At 70.6% G+C, this 16,522-nt stretch carries 16 protein-coding genes; 10 read left to right on the top strand and 6 right to left on the bottom strand.

Annotation, left to right across the window (positions count from 1 at the left end; translation table 11 throughout):
• Positions 1-704: 704 nt before the first annotated feature.
• The 6 genes from rsmG to rpmH are packed head-to-tail and all read right to left on the bottom strand — an operon-like array spanning position 705 to position 3,582.
• Positions 705-1,355 carry a 16S rRNA (guanine(527)-N(7))-methyltransferase RsmG gene (rsmG, locus tag L332_RS22700; protein ID WP_021010596.1) on the bottom strand — a complete coding sequence of 217 codons (651 nt, stop codon included), beginning with the start codon at positions 1,353-1,355 and terminating at the stop codon, positions 705-707.
• Positions 1,356-1,359: 4 nt separating this feature from the next.
• Positions 1,360-1,842 carry a Jag family protein gene (locus L332_RS22705; protein WP_021010597.1) on the bottom strand — a complete coding sequence of 161 codons (483 nt, stop codon included), beginning with the start codon at positions 1,840-1,842 and terminating at the stop codon, positions 1,360-1,362.
• Positions 1,842-2,804, bottom strand: coding sequence for a membrane protein insertase YidC (gene yidC / locus L332_RS22710; protein WP_021010598.1), 963 nt, complete (start codon positions 2,802-2,804; stop codon positions 1,842-1,844). Before yidC ends, L332_RS22705 begins: the two co-directional genes overlap by 1 nt.
• A gap of 4 nt (positions 2,805-2,808) precedes the next feature.
• Positions 2,809-3,111: a membrane protein insertion efficiency factor YidD gene (gene yidD / locus L332_RS22715; protein WP_021010599.1), complete on the bottom strand. Its 303-nt coding sequence runs from the start codon at positions 3,109-3,111 to the stop codon at positions 2,809-2,811.
• Complete coding sequence (gene rnpA / locus L332_RS22720) at positions 3,108-3,434, bottom strand: ribonuclease P protein component (RefSeq protein ID WP_021010600.1); 327 nt, start codon at positions 3,432-3,434, stop codon at positions 3,108-3,110. Before rnpA ends, yidD begins: the two co-directional genes overlap by 4 nt.
• Positions 3,435-3,444: 10 nt before the next feature.
• A complete protein-coding gene (rpmH, locus tag L332_RS22725) occupies positions 3,445-3,582 on the bottom strand; it encodes a 50S ribosomal protein L34 (protein ID WP_021010601.1) in 138 nt (45 codons plus the stop codon).
• A 336-nt stretch (positions 3,583-3,918) separates the two neighbouring features.
• Between rpmH and dnaA the strand changes: the two genes are divergently transcribed.
• The 10 genes from dnaA (at position 3,919) to gyrB (ending at position 16,510) form a co-directional block, all read left to right on the top strand.
• Positions 3,919-5,328 carry a chromosomal replication initiator protein DnaA gene (gene dnaA / locus L332_RS22730; protein WP_021010602.1) on the top strand — a complete coding sequence of 470 codons (1,410 nt, stop codon included), beginning with the start codon at positions 3,919-3,921 and terminating at the stop codon, positions 5,326-5,328.
• A 589-nt stretch (positions 5,329-5,917) separates the two neighbouring features.
• Positions 5,918-7,060, top strand: coding sequence for a DNA polymerase III subunit beta (gene dnaN, locus L332_RS22735; RefSeq protein WP_021010603.1), 1,143 nt, complete (start codon positions 5,918-5,920; stop codon positions 7,058-7,060).
• Between the two features lie 31 nt (positions 7,061-7,091).
• A complete protein-coding gene (gene gnd / locus L332_RS22740) occupies positions 7,092-7,976 on the top strand; it encodes a phosphogluconate dehydrogenase (NAD(+)-dependent, decarboxylating) (protein ID WP_021010604.1) in 885 nt (294 codons plus the stop codon).
• The gene (recF, locus tag L332_RS22745) at positions 7,977-9,068 is read left to right on the top strand and encodes a DNA replication/repair protein RecF (protein WP_021010605.1); all 1,092 of its coding nucleotides are present in this window, start codon (positions 7,977-7,979) and stop codon (positions 9,066-9,068) included.
• Positions 9,061-9,555 carry a DUF721 domain-containing protein gene (locus L332_RS22750; protein ID WP_021010606.1) on the top strand — a complete coding sequence of 165 codons (495 nt, stop codon included), beginning with the start codon at positions 9,061-9,063 and terminating at the stop codon, positions 9,553-9,555. Before recF ends, L332_RS22750 begins: the two co-directional genes overlap by 8 nt.
• 73 nt (positions 9,556-9,628) lie before the next feature.
• Positions 9,629-10,327: a FadR/GntR family transcriptional regulator gene (locus tag L332_RS22755; protein ID WP_021010607.1), complete on the top strand. Its 699-nt coding sequence runs from the start codon at positions 9,629-9,631 to the stop codon at positions 10,325-10,327.
• Between the two features lie 100 nt (positions 10,328-10,427).
• Positions 10,428-11,828, top strand: coding sequence for a four-carbon acid sugar kinase family protein (locus L332_RS22760; RefSeq protein WP_021010608.1), 1,401 nt, complete (start codon positions 10,428-10,430; stop codon positions 11,826-11,828).
• A gap of 36 nt (positions 11,829-11,864) precedes the next feature.
• Positions 11,865-12,764, top strand: coding sequence for an NAD(P)-dependent oxidoreductase (locus L332_RS22765; RefSeq protein WP_021010609.1), 900 nt, complete (start codon positions 11,865-11,867; stop codon positions 12,762-12,764).
• Positions 12,764-14,194 carry a GntP family transporter gene (locus tag L332_RS22770; RefSeq protein ID WP_021010610.1) on the top strand — a complete coding sequence of 477 codons (1,431 nt, stop codon included), beginning with the start codon at positions 12,764-12,766 and terminating at the stop codon, positions 14,192-14,194. Before L332_RS22765 ends, L332_RS22770 begins: the two co-directional genes overlap by 1 nt.
• Positions 14,195-14,470: 276 nt before the next feature.
• On the top strand, positions 14,471-16,510 hold the full coding sequence (gene gyrB, locus L332_RS22775) for a DNA topoisomerase (ATP-hydrolyzing) subunit B (RefSeq protein ID WP_021010611.1): 2,040 nt from the start codon (positions 14,471-14,473) through the stop codon (positions 16,508-16,510).
• Positions 16,511-16,522 lie beyond the last annotated feature (12 nt).

Raw genomic sequence — 16,522 nt, forward strand, 5'->3', positions numbered from 1 at the left:
CGCCTCGACCGTGCAGCGTTTCACGTGAAACGCAGACTGTGCGCGCCACGCGCAGCGGGTGCACGGGCGCGGCGGCGCCCTTGCCTTGGTGTCCGCCATTCGTTTCACGTGAAACGCTTGATCATGGCACCCCGGTCGGCCGTGGCTCTGATCGCGGAAACAGGCTCGAGGAGAGCCGGCGCCGAACACACGCGTCTGACCATGTTGCACGTGAAACATCCGACGCTGGCGTGCAACAGTCGCGCGCTACTGCATGACCGCTCCTTCGTTGCGGATCGGGGCGAGATCATGACTCGAAGGGCGGCTCCTACGGGCGTGCATCACCGAACACGGAGCGAATCGACCAGGCAGGTTCGACCACGTCGGCACCACCGAATTGCCAGCCCCGTCGTGCACTGCAGGGCCGTACCCTGCCTCTTCGGATCGGACTGGGGTCTTCGCGACGCGTGCGATGTTCCACGTGAAACAACGGCGGACCGCTCCGAGTTCGCGGATCAGCGAGACGGCCACCACATCGACCGGTGTTCGAGCCGGCACTCCAGTCGCGGAGCGGCCGACCCGATGATGAGCGAGGATCGGGCGTTGAGCGCACTCAGCGTCGACATCGGTCGCGATCCGAGCGGGGGAGACGGGAACCGCGTCTCCCGGCCACCGTCGGTTGCGCGTCTGCCGATCGGCGTCAGCCGACGATGGTCACGCTCGACTCAGGGGTCGACGACCGCGCGGAGCACCCGGGTGGTCTCCAGCCCGGCGCCCGCGCCGAGCTCGAGCACCTCGACGTCGTGCAGGCGATGCTTCCGGACCACCTTCTGTGCGGAGGCCAGCTCCTCGCCGACGCGCGCACCCTTCAGCAGCAACAGCTCGCCGCCGCTGCGCACGAGCGGCGCCGTCAGAGGGATGAGCGTGCGCAGTGCCGAGACGGCTCGGGCGGTCACCTGGTCCAGCGGACGCAAGTCGCCGCTGCCCGGCACGTCCTCCGCCCGCGCGCGCAGGACCCGCACGTTCTCGAGGCCCATCCGCTCGACCTCCGACAGCAGCCAGTCCGTACGTCGCTCCATCGGCTCGATGAGGGTCATCTCGACATCGGGACGAGCGATCGCGAGCACGAGCCCAGGCAGCCCAGCCCCCGAGCCGACGTCGCCGACCCGGCCGCGGAGCAGGGGAGCGACCAAGGCAGAATTGAGGATGTGTCGACTCCAGAGCTGCGGCAGCTCGCGCGGGCCGATGAGGCCGAGCTCCTCGCCGCGGGCGGCGAGCGACGCCACATACGAGCGCGCGAGCTCCAGCCGGTCGCCGAACAGGGCCGCCGCGGCAGCCGGCTCGGCCTCGAGCAGCGGGGGAGTGGACTCCGTCACGGGGTCAGGCGGGGAGGATGACGATGTGGCGCTGGGCGCCTTCGCCCTCGGACTCGCTCTCGAGGCCGTGCTCGCGCACGAGATCGTGCACGAGCTTGCGCTCGTAGGAGGACATCGGCTCGAGCGCGACGCGCGGAGCGCCGCCGGCGATGGCCGTCGCTGCGTCGTCGACCACCGACTGCAGGGCCTGCGCCCGCGCGTCGCGCGAGCCCGCGACGTCGAGCACGAGCCGCGAGAACTCGCCGGACTGCTGCTGCACCGCCAGGCGCGTCAGGTCCTGCAGCGCCGCGACGACGCTCGGCTCCGCGAGCCCGCCGAGGTCGTCGCCTGCCTCGCCCACCTTGATCGTGGTGCGGGCATCCGTCTGCTCGATCTCGATGTCGCCGTCGAGGTCTGCGATGTCGAGCAGTCCCTCGATGTAGTCGGCGGCGATCTCGCCCTCGTCGATGGTCTCGGCCGCGCCGCTCATCCGCTGCTCGTCGCTCATCAGCTGCCCTCTCGCTTCGACTTCGGCTTCTTGCCTCGCGGCTGCTGCCGCTGGGTGCGGAGCTCGACCTCCGCGGCCGACTCGGCCTCCTCAGCGTCGACCGGCGGGAGGCCCATGCGCTGGCGCTTGCGCGCCATGCGCGCCTCGCGAGCGAGCGCCGCCTCCGAGCCCGGCGTCGGGAGCTTGCTGATGATGATGAGCTGCTGCACGAGCGTGTAGACGTTCGAGACGAGCCAGTAGAACATCGTGCCGAGCGGGAAGAGCCACGCCGAGATGAGCAGGAACACCGGGATGATGTACAGCAGGATCCGCTGCTGCTTGTACATCGGCGACTCCTTCATCGCCGGCGTCTGGTTCTTCGTCATGATCTGCAGCTGCGTGTAGAACTGCGTCGCGCACATGATGAGCGTGAGCAGGATCGCGGTGACGATCACGGGGATGCTGCCGGTCTCGAAGCCGGCCGCCATCGTCATGTGCAGCGGCACGACGCCGAAGAGCGTCGACTCGCTGAAGAGCACCGCGAGGTCCTGCGTCAGGAGGCCGACGCCGGCCTTCTGGTTGTTGGCGTCGGTGAGCACCTGCACGAGGCCGAGGAAGATCGGCATCTGGATGAGGAGCGGGAGGCACGACGCGAACGGGTTCGTACCGGCCTTGCGGTAGGCCTCCATCGTCTCGCGCTGCATCGCCTCACGCGAGAACTGGTCCTTCTTGCCGCGGTACTTCTTCTGGATGCGCTGGATCTCGGGCTGGATCTCGAGCGACTTCCGCGACGAGACGATCTGGCGCACCGTGAGCGGGATCATCGCGCTGCGGATCACGAGCACGAGGCCGACGATCGACAGCACCCATGTCAGGCCCGAGCCCGGGTCGCCGCCGAGCGCGGTGACGATCCAGTGGAATCCGACGAGGATCGCCTCGATGACCCACTTGATGGGCCACATCAGCAGGGCGAAGATGTCCAAGCTGTCACTGCTCCTTGTGAGCGAGGACGAACCCCGCTCTGTTCGTTGCGAGCCGCTCGCGCGGCTCTGGGATGTCGTCGACACCGCCCGCCGCCCACGGGTGGCAGCGGAGGATGCGCCTCGCGCCCAACCAGATGCCGCGCACGACCCCGTGCTGCTGGATGGCCTGCAGCGCGTAGGCCGAGCAGCTGGGGTAGTAGCGGCACACGTCGCCGTAGAGCGGTGAGATCACCGCGCGGTAGGCGACGAGGATCGCGACGCAGATGTTGCGGGGAAGCAGTCCCAGCCTCTTGAGGCCCTGACTCATGACCGTCGCTCCAGCAGCGGCGCGATGCCGGCCCTCAGTGTAGCGAAGTCGGCCTTGCCGGCCGCGGGCAACGCACGGATGACGATGTCGGCCGGCTCGATCGCGTCGAGCTCGGCCCGCACGATCTCGCTCAAGCGGCGCTTGACGCGGTTGCGCACCACGGCGTTGCCCACCTGCTTCGACACGATGAACCCGAAGCGGGCGACTGCCGCTTCGGGTCTCGCGCGGTGCACCACCGCGACAGGTCCGCCCGCACGGCGACCGGTGCGAACGATGCGACGGAAGTCGTCGCCGCGCACGATCCGGTTCGCCTTCGCGAGCACCTCGGGCGATCTACGCCGAGAGCTCGGTGCGGCCCTTGCGACGACGCGCGGCCAGGATGGCGCGGCCGGCGCGGGTGCGCATGCGGAGGCGGAAGCCGTGCTTCTTGGCGCGGCGGCGGTTGTTCGGCTGGAACGTGCGCTTGCTCATGGTGAATCTCCCGTGGTCCGGCGCGATCGCGCCGCAAGATCGAGGTGGCCGAGCTGCCAGGCTCGACGACGCGCCGCATGACGGATGCGGCAACCTGACAACCATACGCGAGAGACCGTCGGCGGTCAACGAGCATCACCTCGGCTCTGCGCCACGCCGCGGTCAAGACGACGGGACTTGCACGCTGTGCGCTATGCGTGCAGACTCTTGGAATCCGCGCCGCGGCAGGTGCCCGGGGAGCACCGCAGCGAGCGGACCCCTCATGCACAACACCTGTGGATAATGGTGTGGAGACACATCCACCCCCACCCCGCATCGCAGAGGAACCGCATACCGATGGCCCCGGACGACAGAACCGGACGACTCTGGTCGGCGGTGCTGGCGACCCTCGCGGGCGATCCCCGGATTCCCCCGTCGTTGCGCGGATTCCTGGACCTCGTCGAGCCGCAGGGCGTGCTCGGCGGCGTGCTCTACCTCGAGGTCCCCAACGACCTGACGCGCGACATGCTCGAGCAGCGCCTCCGCGTGCCGATCGTCGAGGGGCTTGTGGAGAACGCTGTGGACATCGCGTCGTTCAAGATCGTGGTGAACCCCCAGCTCGACGACGAGGAGCCGCTCCCGGACGTCGTCGACGATCCCGCCGCCGAGCCGGTCGTGACGCCCGTGCAGAGCTACGAGCGCGATCCCGCGGATCCCCCGTCGCGGCGCGTCGACTCCCGCTTGAACCCGAAGTACACCTTCGACAACTTCGTCATCGGCGGCTCGAACCGCTTCGCGCACGCCGCTGCGCTCGCGGTGGCCGAGACGCCGGCGAAGGCCTACAACCCGCTCTTCATCTACGGCGACTCCGGGCTCGGCAAGACGCACCTGCTGCACGCGATCGGCCACTACGCCGAGGGCATGTACCCGGGCATCCGCGTCCGGTACGTCTCGAGCGAGGAGTTCACGAACGACTTCATCAACTCGATCGCGAACAACCTCAACCAGTCGTTCCAGCAGCGCTACCGCGAGGTCGACGTCCTCCTCATCGACGACATCCAGTTCCTGAAGGGCAAGGAGTCGACGCAAGAGGCGTTCTTCCACACCTTCAACACGCTGCACGACCACAACAAGCAGGTCGTGATCACCTCCGACGTCGCGCCCAAGCACCTGCAGGGCTTCGAGGAGCGCATGGTGAGCCGCTTCGAGTGGGGCCTCATCACCGACGTGACCGTGCCCGACGTCGAGACGCGCATCGCGATCCTGCGGAAGAAGGCCGAGGCGGAGCGCATCGAGATCCCCGCCGAGGTGCTCTCGGTCATCGCCGACAAGGTGCAGTCGAACATCCGCGAGCTCGAGGGCACGCTCATCCGCGTCACGGCGTTCGCGAGCCTCAACCGGCTGCCGGTCACGATGGAGCTCGCGCAGACGGTGCTCAAGGACCTGTTCAGCTTCGACGAGGAGGCGGTGGTGTCGCCGAGCGACATCATCAGCCACACGGCTGCGTACTTCCGGCTCACGGTCGAGGACCTGCACGGCTCGTCGCGCTCGCAGACCATCGCGCTCGCGAGGCAGATCGCCATGTACCTGTGCCGCGAGATGACGAGCATGTCGCTGCCGAAGATCGGCCAGCTGTTCGGCAACCGCGACCACACGACCGTGATGTACGCGAACAAGAAGATCGAGAAGCTCATGCAGGAGCGTCGCTCGGTCTACACGCAGGTGACGGAGCTCACCTCGCGCATCCGTCAGCGCGCAGGCGCGTAAGCGCGTCAGCGAGGCACCCGTCCCGCAGCCGGTCTCGACCGCACGGGGCATCCGCAGCGCGCCGTCACGCTGCGCTCGGCACAGGCCACAACGGTCAGAGTGCCGGAACTCTGCCCTCAGCGCGCCCGAGATGCGCAGAGTGCCGGAACTCTGCGCTTGCGGGCGATTGCGCACGGCGCCATAGCACGAGGAAGTCTCAACGCGTACTTCATGTGATTCGGATGTGGACGGCCCGGGCGTGCCTGTGGACAACGGGACCGAGAGCTGTGGACGGAGCCCGGGGACGCATCCCTCGCTCTCCACGACCCGTGGATGGGCGTCAACAGCGGCTCAACATCTTGCACTGTTGTAGTTCCCTCGCGGGGAGCGAGAACCACACGTTCCATCCCCAGCTTGCACAGCGGTTATGAATGACAGAGATTCCTAGAGAGAAGATGCAGCTCGTCGCCAACCATGACGGGTCGGCGGCGGAGGGATGCCACGGCTCGACCGCGTCGCGGCTGTGCCACAATCGACAGCGCTGTGCACCAGCACGGGCGGCTGCCGCCGTGCCCCAGCGCCGCAGCTCGCCCAAGAAGGAGGACGCCCGGTGAAGTTCGTCATCAATCGCGATGTCTTCAGTGATGCCGTCTCGTTCGCCGTGAAGCTGCTGCCGCAGCGGCCGACGATGCCGATCCTGAGCGGCGTGCGCATCGAGTCGACCGCCGATGGCGTCATCTTCTCCTCGTTCGACTTCGAGTCGTCGGCGCGCACCGCGGTCGCCGCCGATGTCGAGGCCGAGGGTGTCGTGCTCGTCTCGGGTCGCCTGCTGAGCGACATCGCGGCGAAGCTGCCGCAGCGCGAGGTGCGGGTTGAGGACGACGGCTCGAAGGTGCTCGTCCGCTGCGGCAACGCGCAGTTCTCGCTCGCGAAGATGCCGCTCGAGGAGTACCCGACGGTGCCGACCGTCGAGGGGCGCACGGGCGTCGTCGAGGGCAAGGCGTTCTCGGAGGCCATCGGCCAGGTCGCGATCTCCGCGTCGCGCGAGGACGTCACGCCCGTCATCACCGGCGTGCAGCTCGAGGCGAGCGACCACACCCTGACCCTCATCGCGACCGACCGCTACCGCGTCTCGGTGCGCAGCATCCCGTGGGACGCCGGCGACGTCACCGAGGCGCTCACCTCGCTCGTGCCGGCGCGCACGCTCGTCGAGGTCGGCCGCACCTTCGGCAGCGCCGAGCGCATCGAGATCACCATGAGCGAGGCGGGGGAGCGGCAGCAGATCGCCTTCTCGACCGCCGATCGCACCGTCACGAGCCTGCTCATCAAGGGCAACTACCCGCCCGTGCGGCGCCTCTTCCCCGAGCAGGTCGACCACCACGCCGTCGTGAACACCGCCGAGCTCGTCGACGCCACGCGGCGCGTGCAGCTCGTGCTCGACGCCGAGGCGGCCATCCGCTACACCTTCAGCGAGGGCCAGGTGCAGCTCGAGGCGATCGGCTCCGAGCAGGCGCAGGCCTCCGAGATCATCGACGCGGTGCTCGAGGGCGACGACATCGTGCTCTCGATCAAGCCGCAGCTGCTCATCGACGGCATCCAGGCCACCCACTCCGAGTTCGTGCGCGTCTCGTTCACGCACTCCGAGAACACGAACAAGCCGGGCCCCATGCTCATCCGCGGCCAGACGTCGCGCGACGACGCCGAGGCGAGCGACTTCAAGTACCTGCTGCAGCCCAACCTGCTGCTGCGCTGACCGAGACCCCCACCCCGACACGAGGAGCACCATGACCCACATCGGACTCATCGGACTCGGGCGGATGGGCGGCAACATGCGCGAGCGCCTCCGCGCGGCCGGCATCGAGGTCACCGGGTATGACCACAACCCCGAGATCACCGACGTCCCGAGCGTCGACGCGCTCATCGCGGCGCTCCCGTCGCCCCGCGTCGTGTGGGTCATGGTGCCGGCCGGCGCGATCACGGATGCGGTGATCACCGAGCTCGCGGCGAAGCTGTCCGAGGGCGATCTCGTCATCGACGGCGGCAACACGCGCTTCACGGAGGACGACCGGCACGCCGCGATGCTCGCCGAGCGCGGCATCCGCTTCGTCGACGTCGGGGTCTCGGGCGGCATCTGGGGGCTCGAGAACGGCTACGGGCTCATGGTCGGCGGCGAGCGCGCCGACGTCGAGGAGCTCATGCCCGTCTTCGATGCGCTGCGCCCGGAGGGGCCGCGCGAGGAGGGCTTCGTGCACGCCGGCCCGATCGGCGCCGGCCACTACGTGAAGATGGTGCACAACGGCATCGAGTACGGGCTCATGCAGGCCTACGCCGAGGGCTTCGAGCTGCTCGAGCGCGCCGAGCGCGTGCACGACGTCGCCGGCAGCTTCCGCGCGTGGCAGCGCGGCACGGTCGTGCGCTCGTGGCTGCTGGACCTCATGGTGCGCGCGCTCGACGAGGACGCCGACCTCTCGGAGATCGAGGGCTACGTCGACGACTCGGGCGAGGGCCGCTGGACGGTCGAGGAGGCGATCGCGAACGCGGTGCCCATGCCGGCGATCTCGGCCTCGCTCTTCGCGCGCTTCGAGTCGCGCCAGGACGACAGCCCCGCGATGAAGGCCGTCGCCGCCCTCCGCAACCAGTTCGGCGGCCACTCGATCAAGAAGGCCTAGGTGCGGGTCAGCCGACTCGCCCTCACCGACTTCCGCAACTACCGCGCCGCGGACGTCGAGCTCGTCGGTGGTCCGAACCTGCTCGTCGGCCGCAACGGGCAGGGCAAGACCAACATGGTCGAGTCGCTCGTGTGGATCGCGACCGGCTCGAGCCATCGGGTGCCGAGCGACTTCGCGCTCATCCGCGCGGGCCAGGAGCGCGCGATCGTGCGCTGCACGGTCACGAACGACGAGCGCAGCTTCCAGCTCGACGTCGAGCTCAACGCGCGCGGTTCCAACCGCGCGCAGGCCAACGGCCAGTCGGTGCGCATCCGCGACCTGCCGCGCTACCTCCAGGCGGTGCTCTTCAGCCCCGAGGACCTGCAGCTCGTGCGTGCCGATCCCGGCGGCCGCCGGCGGTTCCTCGACGAGCTCTCGGTCATGCGCGCGCCGCGCCTCGCCGGCGTGCACAGCGATCTCGACCGCGTGCTCAAGCAGCGCAACTCGCTGCTGAAGAGCGCTCGCGCGGCGCGGCTGCGACCCGACGACCTCACGACGCTCGAGGTGTGGGACGGGCGCCTCGTCGAGCTCGGGCTCGAGGTCATGCGCACGCGGCGCGCGCTCGTGGCCGACCTCGCGCCGCACGTCGACGCGGCCTACCGGCTCGTCGCGGGCGACGAGCACGCGGCGCGCATCGAGCTGACGACGAACGTGCCCGACTCGGCGGAGGCGTTCCACGCGATCCTCGCCGAGCGGCGCCGCGACGAGCTCGATCGCGGCGTGAGCCTCGTCGGCCCGCACCGCGACGACCTCGAGCTGCAGCTCAACGACCTGCTCGCCCGCCACTACGCGAGCCACGGCGAGTCGTGGTCGTTCGCGCTCGCGCTCCGGCTCGGCTCCGCCGAGCTGCTGCGCGACGGCTCGGGCGGCGACCCGGTCATGATCCTCGACGACGTGTTCGCCGAGCTCGACGCCGGCCGCCGGCAGCGGCTCGCCGAGGCCGCGGGCCGCTTCGAGCAAGTGCTCATCACGGCCGCGGTCGAGGAGGACGTGCCCGACGCGCTCCGCCACCACCGCATCCGCATCGATCGCGGGGAGGTGCTCGATGCGTGAGCTCGCCCCCACCGAGCCGGAGCGCGTGTGGATGCGCCTCAAGGCCAAGTTCGGCGACCCGGAGAAGGTCACGCGCGACGGCCGACGGCGCTCGCGCCGCGACCCCGACGCATCCGTGCCTTTCGGGAAGGGGCGCGACCCGCGCGCGCTCGGCGACGTGCTCGGCGGCTTCGCCGAGGACCGCGGCTGGACCACGACGCTCGCGCGCGCCGACGTGATGGCGCACTGGCCCGAGCTCGTCGGCGCCGAGAACGCCGACCGCACCGAGCCGATCTCCTTCGAGGACGGCGTGCTGACGGTGCGCTGCGCCTCGACCGCCTGGACGCAGCAGATGCGCATCCTGCGCGCCGAGACCACGACGCGCATCCTCGCCCGCTTCCCCGACTGCGGGCTCGAGTCGGTGCGCTTCATCGGGCCCGACCTGCCGAGCTTCAACCGCGGGCGCCGCTCGGTGCCGGGGCGCGGGCCGCGCGACACCTGGGGATGACGGACGAGGGCTGACCGACGGGGGTCGCAGCCGCGGCTAGGGTGTCAGATACCCCAGGTCTCGAGGAGGAGCCATGCCCCGCCCATCGCGCACGCACGACGCCGTCGAGCGACTGCTCGACGCGATCATCGAGGGTCGCCTGACCGCGGGGGAGCAGCTGCCGCCCGAGGGCCAGCTCGCCGTCGAGTTCGGCATCTCGCGCCTCACGATGCGCGAGGCGGTGCGCCTGCTGCAGGCGCAGGGCGTCATCGTGCAGGTGCCCGGCAGCCGTCACCTCATCGCCCCGGTGGCGGAGTGGACGGGCATGGATGCCGTGGTGCGGCACGCGCGGAGCGCGGGTCAGCGGCGGCAGTCGTCGCTCGAGCTGCTCGAGGTGCGCATGATGATCGAGACCGGCGCCGCCGAGCTCGCGGCGGAGCGCCGCTCCGAGGAGCACCTCGCGGCGCTCGAGGACTCGCTCGCGCGCATGCGGCAGCACCACGAGGAGCGCGACGTCGACGCATTCGTCGAGGCGGACCTCGAGTTCCACGACGTCGTGATGCGCGCCGCCGACAACCGCATCCTCGTCGCGGCGCTCCGCCCGCTCACCTCGATGCTCGCCGAGACGCGCGGCGAGACGAGCGCCGTCGACGAGATCCGCGCGCACGCGATCGACCAGCACCGGGCGGTGCTCGACGCGATCCGCTCGGGCGTGCCGGTCGCGGCGCGCGATGCGATGGCGAGCCACATGCGGCAGACGCGCGACGACCTCGTCGCGCTCGTGCGCGACTGAACCGTGCGCGGGGCTTGACAGCCCCGCGTCGAGTGATCGAAGATATCTGACATCAGATTCGCGCATCGCCTGCGCCGATCCCGCGGACAAGGGAGTTCTCGTGCACCTCGACGGCCTGCTGGCATCCCTGCCGGCCCCGCTCGACATCTCGGCGGCCGAGGTCGCCGCCGCTCGCAGCCGCGACCTCGTGCTCGTCGTGCTCGACGACGACCCGACCGGCACGCAATCGGTCGCCGACCTCCCGGTGCTCACGCGCTGGGAGGCCGAGGACCTCGACTGGGCGCTCGCGCAGGACGCCCCCGCCGTCTACGTGCTCACCAACTCGCGCTCGCTCGACGAGCAGCAGGCCGCCGAGCGCAACCTCGAGGTCGTCGACGTCGCGCTCGCGGCGGCCGAGCGCGCCGGGAAGCGGGTCTCGTTCGTGAGCCGCGGCGACTCGACGCTCCGCGGTCACTTCCCGCTCGAGACCGACGTGCTGCGCGACGCGATCGCCGCGCGCGGTGAGGCGCCGCGGCTCACGATGCTCATCCCCGCCTTCCCCGACGCCGGCCGGATCACCGTCGACTCGATCCACTACTGGGTCGTCGACGGCGAGGCGACGCCCGTGGGCGAGACGGCCTTCGCGCAGGACGCCACGTTCGGCTACCGCTCGTCCGACCTCCGCGACTGGGTCGCCGAGAAGACCGAGGGCCGCATCGCGCGCGACGAGGTCGCGGCGCTCACGATCGACGTCATCCGCGCCGGCACGGATGCGGTCGCCTCGTTCCTGCGCGGGCTCGCGCCCGGCACCGTCGTCGCCGTCGACGTCGTCGACGAGCACGACATGCGCCAGGTCGCGCTCGCGCTCCACGCGCTCGACCGCGAGGGCATCGACGCGCTCCTCCGCATCGGCCCGCCCTACGTGCGCGCCCACATCGGGCAGGAGATCGCCGCGCCCGACACCGCCGGCGACATCGCCGCGCAGCACGAGCGCGGCGGGCTCGTCGTGGTCGGCAGCCACGTGCCGCTCACGACCGCGCAGCTCGAGGCGCTCCGCGCCGACCGGCCCGGCACCGCGACCGTCGAGCTCGACGTGCGCTCCCTCATCGACGACCGGCGCGAGGCGCACCTCACGGAGCAAGCGGATGCCGTGGCGCGCGCGATCGCGTCGGGCACGGTCATCGTCCACACGAGCCGCGAGCTCGTCACGGGCCGCGACGGCGCCGAGAGCCTCGAGATCGCGCGCCGCGTCTCGGCCGGGCTCGTCGAGCTCGTCGCGCGCGTGCTCGAGCTCGCGCCGCCCCGCTTCGTCATCGCGAAGGGCGGCATCACCTCGAGCGACGTCGCGACCGAGGCGCTGCGCATCCGCCGCGCGCGCGTCGTCGGCCCCATGCTGCCGGGCATCGTCTCGCTCTGGCAGCCCCAGTCCGGGCCCGCCGAGGGCATCCCCTTCGTCGTCTTCGCCGGCAACGTCGGCGACACCGACTCGCTCGCGCGCGTCGTCCGCACGCTCGGCGACTGACCGTCCACGACCTCAGATACAGGAACAGGAACAGCCATGACCAGCACCGTCGCCGTCATCGGGCTCGGCGCCATGGGACTCCCCATGGCGACGCGGCTCGCCGCGCGCTTCGACGTCCGCGGATTCGACATCGCGGCCGAGCGCCTCACCCTCGCCGAGCAGCAGGGCGTCGCGCCCGCCGCGTCGGCCGCCGACGCCGTCGCGGGCGCCGACGCCGTCCTCGTCGCCGTGCGCACCGGCGAGCAGCTCCGCGAGCTGCTCTTCGGCGAGTCGGGCCTCGCCGCGCACCTCGCCGACGGCGCCGTCGTCATCCTCACGAGCACGGTCGGCACCGAAGGGATCGCCGACATCGCCGAGCGGCTCGCCGCCTCCGGCGCGCACCTCGTCGACGCGCCGCTCTCGGGCGGCCCCGTGCGCGCCGGCGAGGGCGACCTGCTCATCGTCGTCGGCGCCGAGCCCGCAGCGCTCGAGACCGCGCGGCCCGTGCTCGAGCAGCTCGCCTCGACCCTCTCGATCGTCGGTGACGAGCCCGGTGACGGGCAGGCGCTCAAGACGGTCAACCAGCTGCTGTGCGGCGTGCACATCGCCGCGGCCGCCGAGGCGCTCGCCCTCGCCGACGCGCTCGGGCTCGACCGCGAGCGCACCCTCGAGGCGCTCACGGCCGGCGCCGCGAGCTCGTTCATGCTCGGCAACCGCGGGCCCCGCGCGCTGCAGGCCTACGACGAGGACGGCGCCGAGGTGCTCAGCCGGCTCGACATCTTCGTGAAGGACCTCGGCATCGTCGGCGCGGCGGCCCGTGCCCACCACCTCGCCGCGCCCGTCGCGGCCGCCGCCGAGCAGCTCTTCCTGCTCGGCGAGGCGCAGGGCCTCGGCCACCTCGACGACTCCGCGGTCATCCGCGTCGTCGCCCCGACGCTGCGCGGGGAGGTGCGGTGATGGAGTACCCCCTCGGCGTGCTGATCGCCATCGGCCTCGGCGGCATCGGGCTCCTGCTGCTGCTCATCATCCGCTTCAAGGTGCAGGCGTTCTACGCCCTGCTGCTCACCTCGATCATCGTCGGCATCGTCGCGGGCCTGCCGCTCACGACCATCCCGGCGACCGACGACGCCCCCGAGCGGCTCGGTGTCATCCAGGCGATCATCGCCGGCGTCGGCGGCACGCTCGGCTCGGTCGCCGTGCTGGTCGCGCTCGGCTCGATGCTCGGCAAGATCATCGAGATCTCGGGCGGCGCCGAGTCGCTCGCCGGCAGGTTCACGAGCTGGCTCGGGCCGAAGCGCGTCGCGGTCGCCCTCACCGCGGCCGCGGGCATCCTCGCGATCCCCGTCTTCTTCGACGCGGGCTTCATCATCCTCATCCCCATCATCTACGCCTTCTCGAAGGCGGCGGGGCTGAGCCCGATGAAGTTCGGCCTCCCGATCGCGGGCATCATGCTCGCCGTGCACGTCGCGGTGCCCCCGCACCCCGGCATCGTCGGCGGCGCGACGATCCTCGGCGCCGACATCGGCTGGGTGACGATCCTCTCGCTCGTCATCTCCGTGCCGCTCGCCTTCGCCTCGTACTTCGTCGCGAAGCGCATGAACCGGCGCGAGTTCGCGATGCTGCCGGCGACGAAGGCGATGTTCGACTCCTTCGGCACCGAGGCCGACACCGTGGGCGGCGGCAGCTCGCTCGCCGAGGGCGAGAAGGCGCCGAGCGCCTGGACGATCCTCGCGATCATCATCCTGCCGCTCGCGCTCATCATGGTCGGCACGACGATCGCGCCCTCGATGGAGGTCGGCAGCTTCTGGCACGGCTTCCTCTCGATGATCGGCCAGCCGATCTTCGCCCTCATGGTCGCGATCGGCGTCGCGATGATCGCGCTCGGCGTGCGCCGCGGCTGGTCGTCGAGCCACCTCGGCGAGGTCATGGAGTCGGCGCTGCCGGCCGCCGCGGTCATCATCCTCGTCACGGGAGCCGGCGGCGCGTTCGGCCGCATCCTCACCGAGACGGGCATCGGCGGCGCCGTCGCCGACGTCATGGCCGCCTCCGGCATGCCGGTGCTGCTGCTCGGCTTCCTCATCTCGCTCATCATGCGCGCCGCGCAGGGCTCGGCGACCGTCGCGATCACGACCGCCTCGGGCCTCCTCATCCCGGCGGTCGCGGGGCTCGGGCTCGACCCGATCCACCTCGCGCTCTTCGCGGTCGCGATCGTCTACGGCGCGCTCGGGCTCAGCCACGTCAACGACTCCGGCTTCTGGATCGTCACGCGCTACCTCGGCCTCTCGGTCAAGGACGGCCTGCGCACGTGGACGGTGCTCACGACCGTGCTCGGCGTGCTCGGCTTCCTCCTCACCGCGGCGCTCTGGATCGTCATCCCGATGGGCTGAGCGACCCACGGCGGATGCCCTCCGGCGGCCCGGGACCGACAGGTCCCGGGCCGCTCGGCGTTCGGCGGCGGGTATCGACCCCGGTCCGCGATCGGCCCGGGAAGACCGCTCGGAGCGTCCAGGGCCGCAGAACGCGCTTTCGGGAGACTGTTCTCTCGTGGCGCAGGCCGATCGTCCACCACAGGCGCGCGTTGGCGGGCCTCGGATGCCGTTCCGCGGTAGGATCGGAGGGTTGCGCCGCCGCATGGCGGTCGCGCGAGACGCACCGGGAGAAGCATGGCGAACGAGCACGAGACGCAGCCCGACGACCAGACGGCGAAGCCGTCGCAGCCTCCCACCCAGGGCGACTACGGCGCCGATCAGATCCAGATCCTCGAGGGACTCGAGGCGGTGCGCAAGCGCCCGGGCATGTACATCGGCTCGACCGGGCCCCGCGGCCTGCACCACCTCGTCTACGAGATCGTCGACAACGCGGTCGACGAGGCGCTCGCCGGCTACTGCGACAGCATCGACGTCGTGATCCTGCCCGACGGCGGCGTGCGCGTCACCGACAACGGCCGCGGCATCCCCGTCGACCCCCACTCGTCCGACCCCTCGAAGTCGACCGTCGAGGTCGTGCTCACCGTGCTCCACGCGGGCGGCAAGTTCGGCGGCGGGGGCTACGCCGTCTCCGGCGGCCTGCACGGCGTCGGCTCCTCGGTCGTCAACGCGCTCTCGTCGCGCCTCGAGGTCGAGATCAAGCGCCAGGGCCGAGTGCACCGGCAGTCGTTCCGCGTCGGCGAGCCCGAGGGCCCGCTCGTCTCCGGCGAGGCGACCGACGAGACCGGCACGACGCTCACCTTCTGGCCGAGCCCCGAGATCTTCGAGACGGTCGAGTTCGACTACGAGACGCTCGCGAAGCGCTTCCAGCAGATGGCGTTCCTCAACAAGGGGCTCCGCATCGCGATCGAGGACCGGCGCCCCGAGGCGCTCATCGAGCCCGACGCCGACGAGGAGGGCGCCGAGCCGCGGCAGCGCTCCGACGAGTACCTCTACGAGCAGGGCCTCAAGGACTACGTCGCCTACCTCAACGAGTCGAAGAAGGCCGAGGCAGTGCACCCCGAGATCATCGACTTCGAGTCGGAGGACACCGAGCGCCGCATCTCGGTCGAGATCGCGATGCAGTGGACGACCTCCTACCAGGAGGGCGTCTACACCTACGCCAACACGATCAACACGCACGAGGGCGGCACGCACGAGGAGGGCTTCCGCGCGGCGCTCACGACGCTCGTCAACAAGTACGCCCGGCAGACCAACCTGCTGAAGGAGAAGGACGAGAACCTCTCCGGCGACGACGTGCGCGAGGGGCTCACGGCGATCGTCTCGGTCAAGCTCGGCGAGCCGCAGTTCGAGGGCCAGACGAAGACGAAGCTCGGCAACACCGAGGCGAAGTCGTTCGTGCAGCGCGTCACGGGTGAGGAGCTCGGCCACTGGTTCGAGTCGAACCCGGCGATGGCGAAGGAGATCGTGCGCAAGGCGATCGGTGCCGCGACCGCCCGCATCGCCGCGCGCAAGGCGCGCGAGCAGACGCGTCGCAAGGGCCTGCTCGAGTCGGGCGGCATGCCCGGCAAGCTCAAGGACTGCCAGTCGAAGGACCCGGCGATCTCGGAGATCTTCCTCGTCGAGGGCAACTCCGCCGGCGGCTCCGCGGTGCAGGGGCGCAACCCCTACACGCAGGCGATCCTGCCGCTGCGAGGCAAGGTGCTCAACGTCGAGAAGGCGCGGCTCGACCGGGCGCTCGGCAACGCCGAGATCCAGTCGATGATCACCGCGTTCGGCGCGGGCCTCGGCGAGGACTTCGACCCGTCGAGGGCGAGGTACCACAAGATCGTGCTCATGGCCGATGCCGACGTCGACGGGCAGCACATCACGACCCTGCTGCTCACGCTGCTGTTCCGCTACATGCGCCCGCTCATCGACATGGGCTACGTCTACCTCGCGGCCCCGCCGCTGTACAAGATCAAGTGGACGAACGCCGACCACGAATACGCGTACAGCGACCGGGAGCGCGACGCGCTCATCGCCGAGGGCCAGGCGAGCGGGAAGCGCATGCCGAAGGACAACGGCGTGCAGCGCTACAAGGGCCTCGGCGAGATGAACTACAGCGAGCTGTGGGAGACGACGATGGATCCCGAGACCCGCACGCTCAAGCAGGTGACGCTCGACGACGCCGCCGTGGCCGACGCGATCTTCTCGACCCTCATGGGCGAGGACGTCGAGGCCCGCCGATCCTTCATCCAGAAGAACGCGCGCGACGTGCGCTTCCTGGACATCTGAGGTTGAGAGACG

The organism is Agrococcus pavilionensis RW1 (assembly GCF_000400485.1).
In the GTDB taxonomy this organism is placed as follows: Bacteria; Actinomycetota; Actinomycetes; order Actinomycetales; family Microbacteriaceae; genus Agrococcus; species Agrococcus pavilionensis.

Coding starts and splice junctions, on each gene's coding strand:
- gyrB (WP_021010611.1), top strand. CDS start 14,471: ATGGCGAACGAGCACGAGACGCAGCCCGACGACCAGACGGCGAAGCCG.
- L332_RS22770 (WP_021010610.1), top strand. CDS start 12,764: ATGGAGTACCCCCTCGGCGTGCTGATCGCCATCGGCCTCGGCGGCATC.
- yidD (WP_021010599.1), bottom strand. CDS start 3,111: ATGAGTCAGGGCCTCAAGAGGCTGGGACTGCTTCCCCGCAACATCTGC.
- rpmH (WP_021010601.1), bottom strand. CDS start 3,582: ATGAGCAAGCGCACGTTCCAGCCGAACAACCGCCGCCGCGCCAAGAAG.
- L332_RS22755 (WP_021010607.1), top strand. CDS start 9,629: ATGCCCCGCCCATCGCGCACGCACGACGCCGTCGAGCGACTGCTCGAC.
- L332_RS22765 (WP_021010609.1), top strand. CDS start 11,865: ATGACCAGCACCGTCGCCGTCATCGGGCTCGGCGCCATGGGACTCCCC.
- L332_RS22750 (WP_021010606.1), top strand. CDS start 9,061: ATGCGTGAGCTCGCCCCCACCGAGCCGGAGCGCGTGTGGATGCGCCTC.
- L332_RS22705 (WP_021010597.1), bottom strand. CDS start 1,842: ATGAGCGACGAGCAGCGGATGAGCGGCGCGGCCGAGACCATCGACGAG.
- dnaA (WP_021010602.1), top strand. CDS start 3,919: ATGGCCCCGGACGACAGAACCGGACGACTCTGGTCGGCGGTGCTGGCG.
- gnd (WP_021010604.1), top strand. CDS start 7,092: ATGACCCACATCGGACTCATCGGACTCGGGCGGATGGGCGGCAACATG.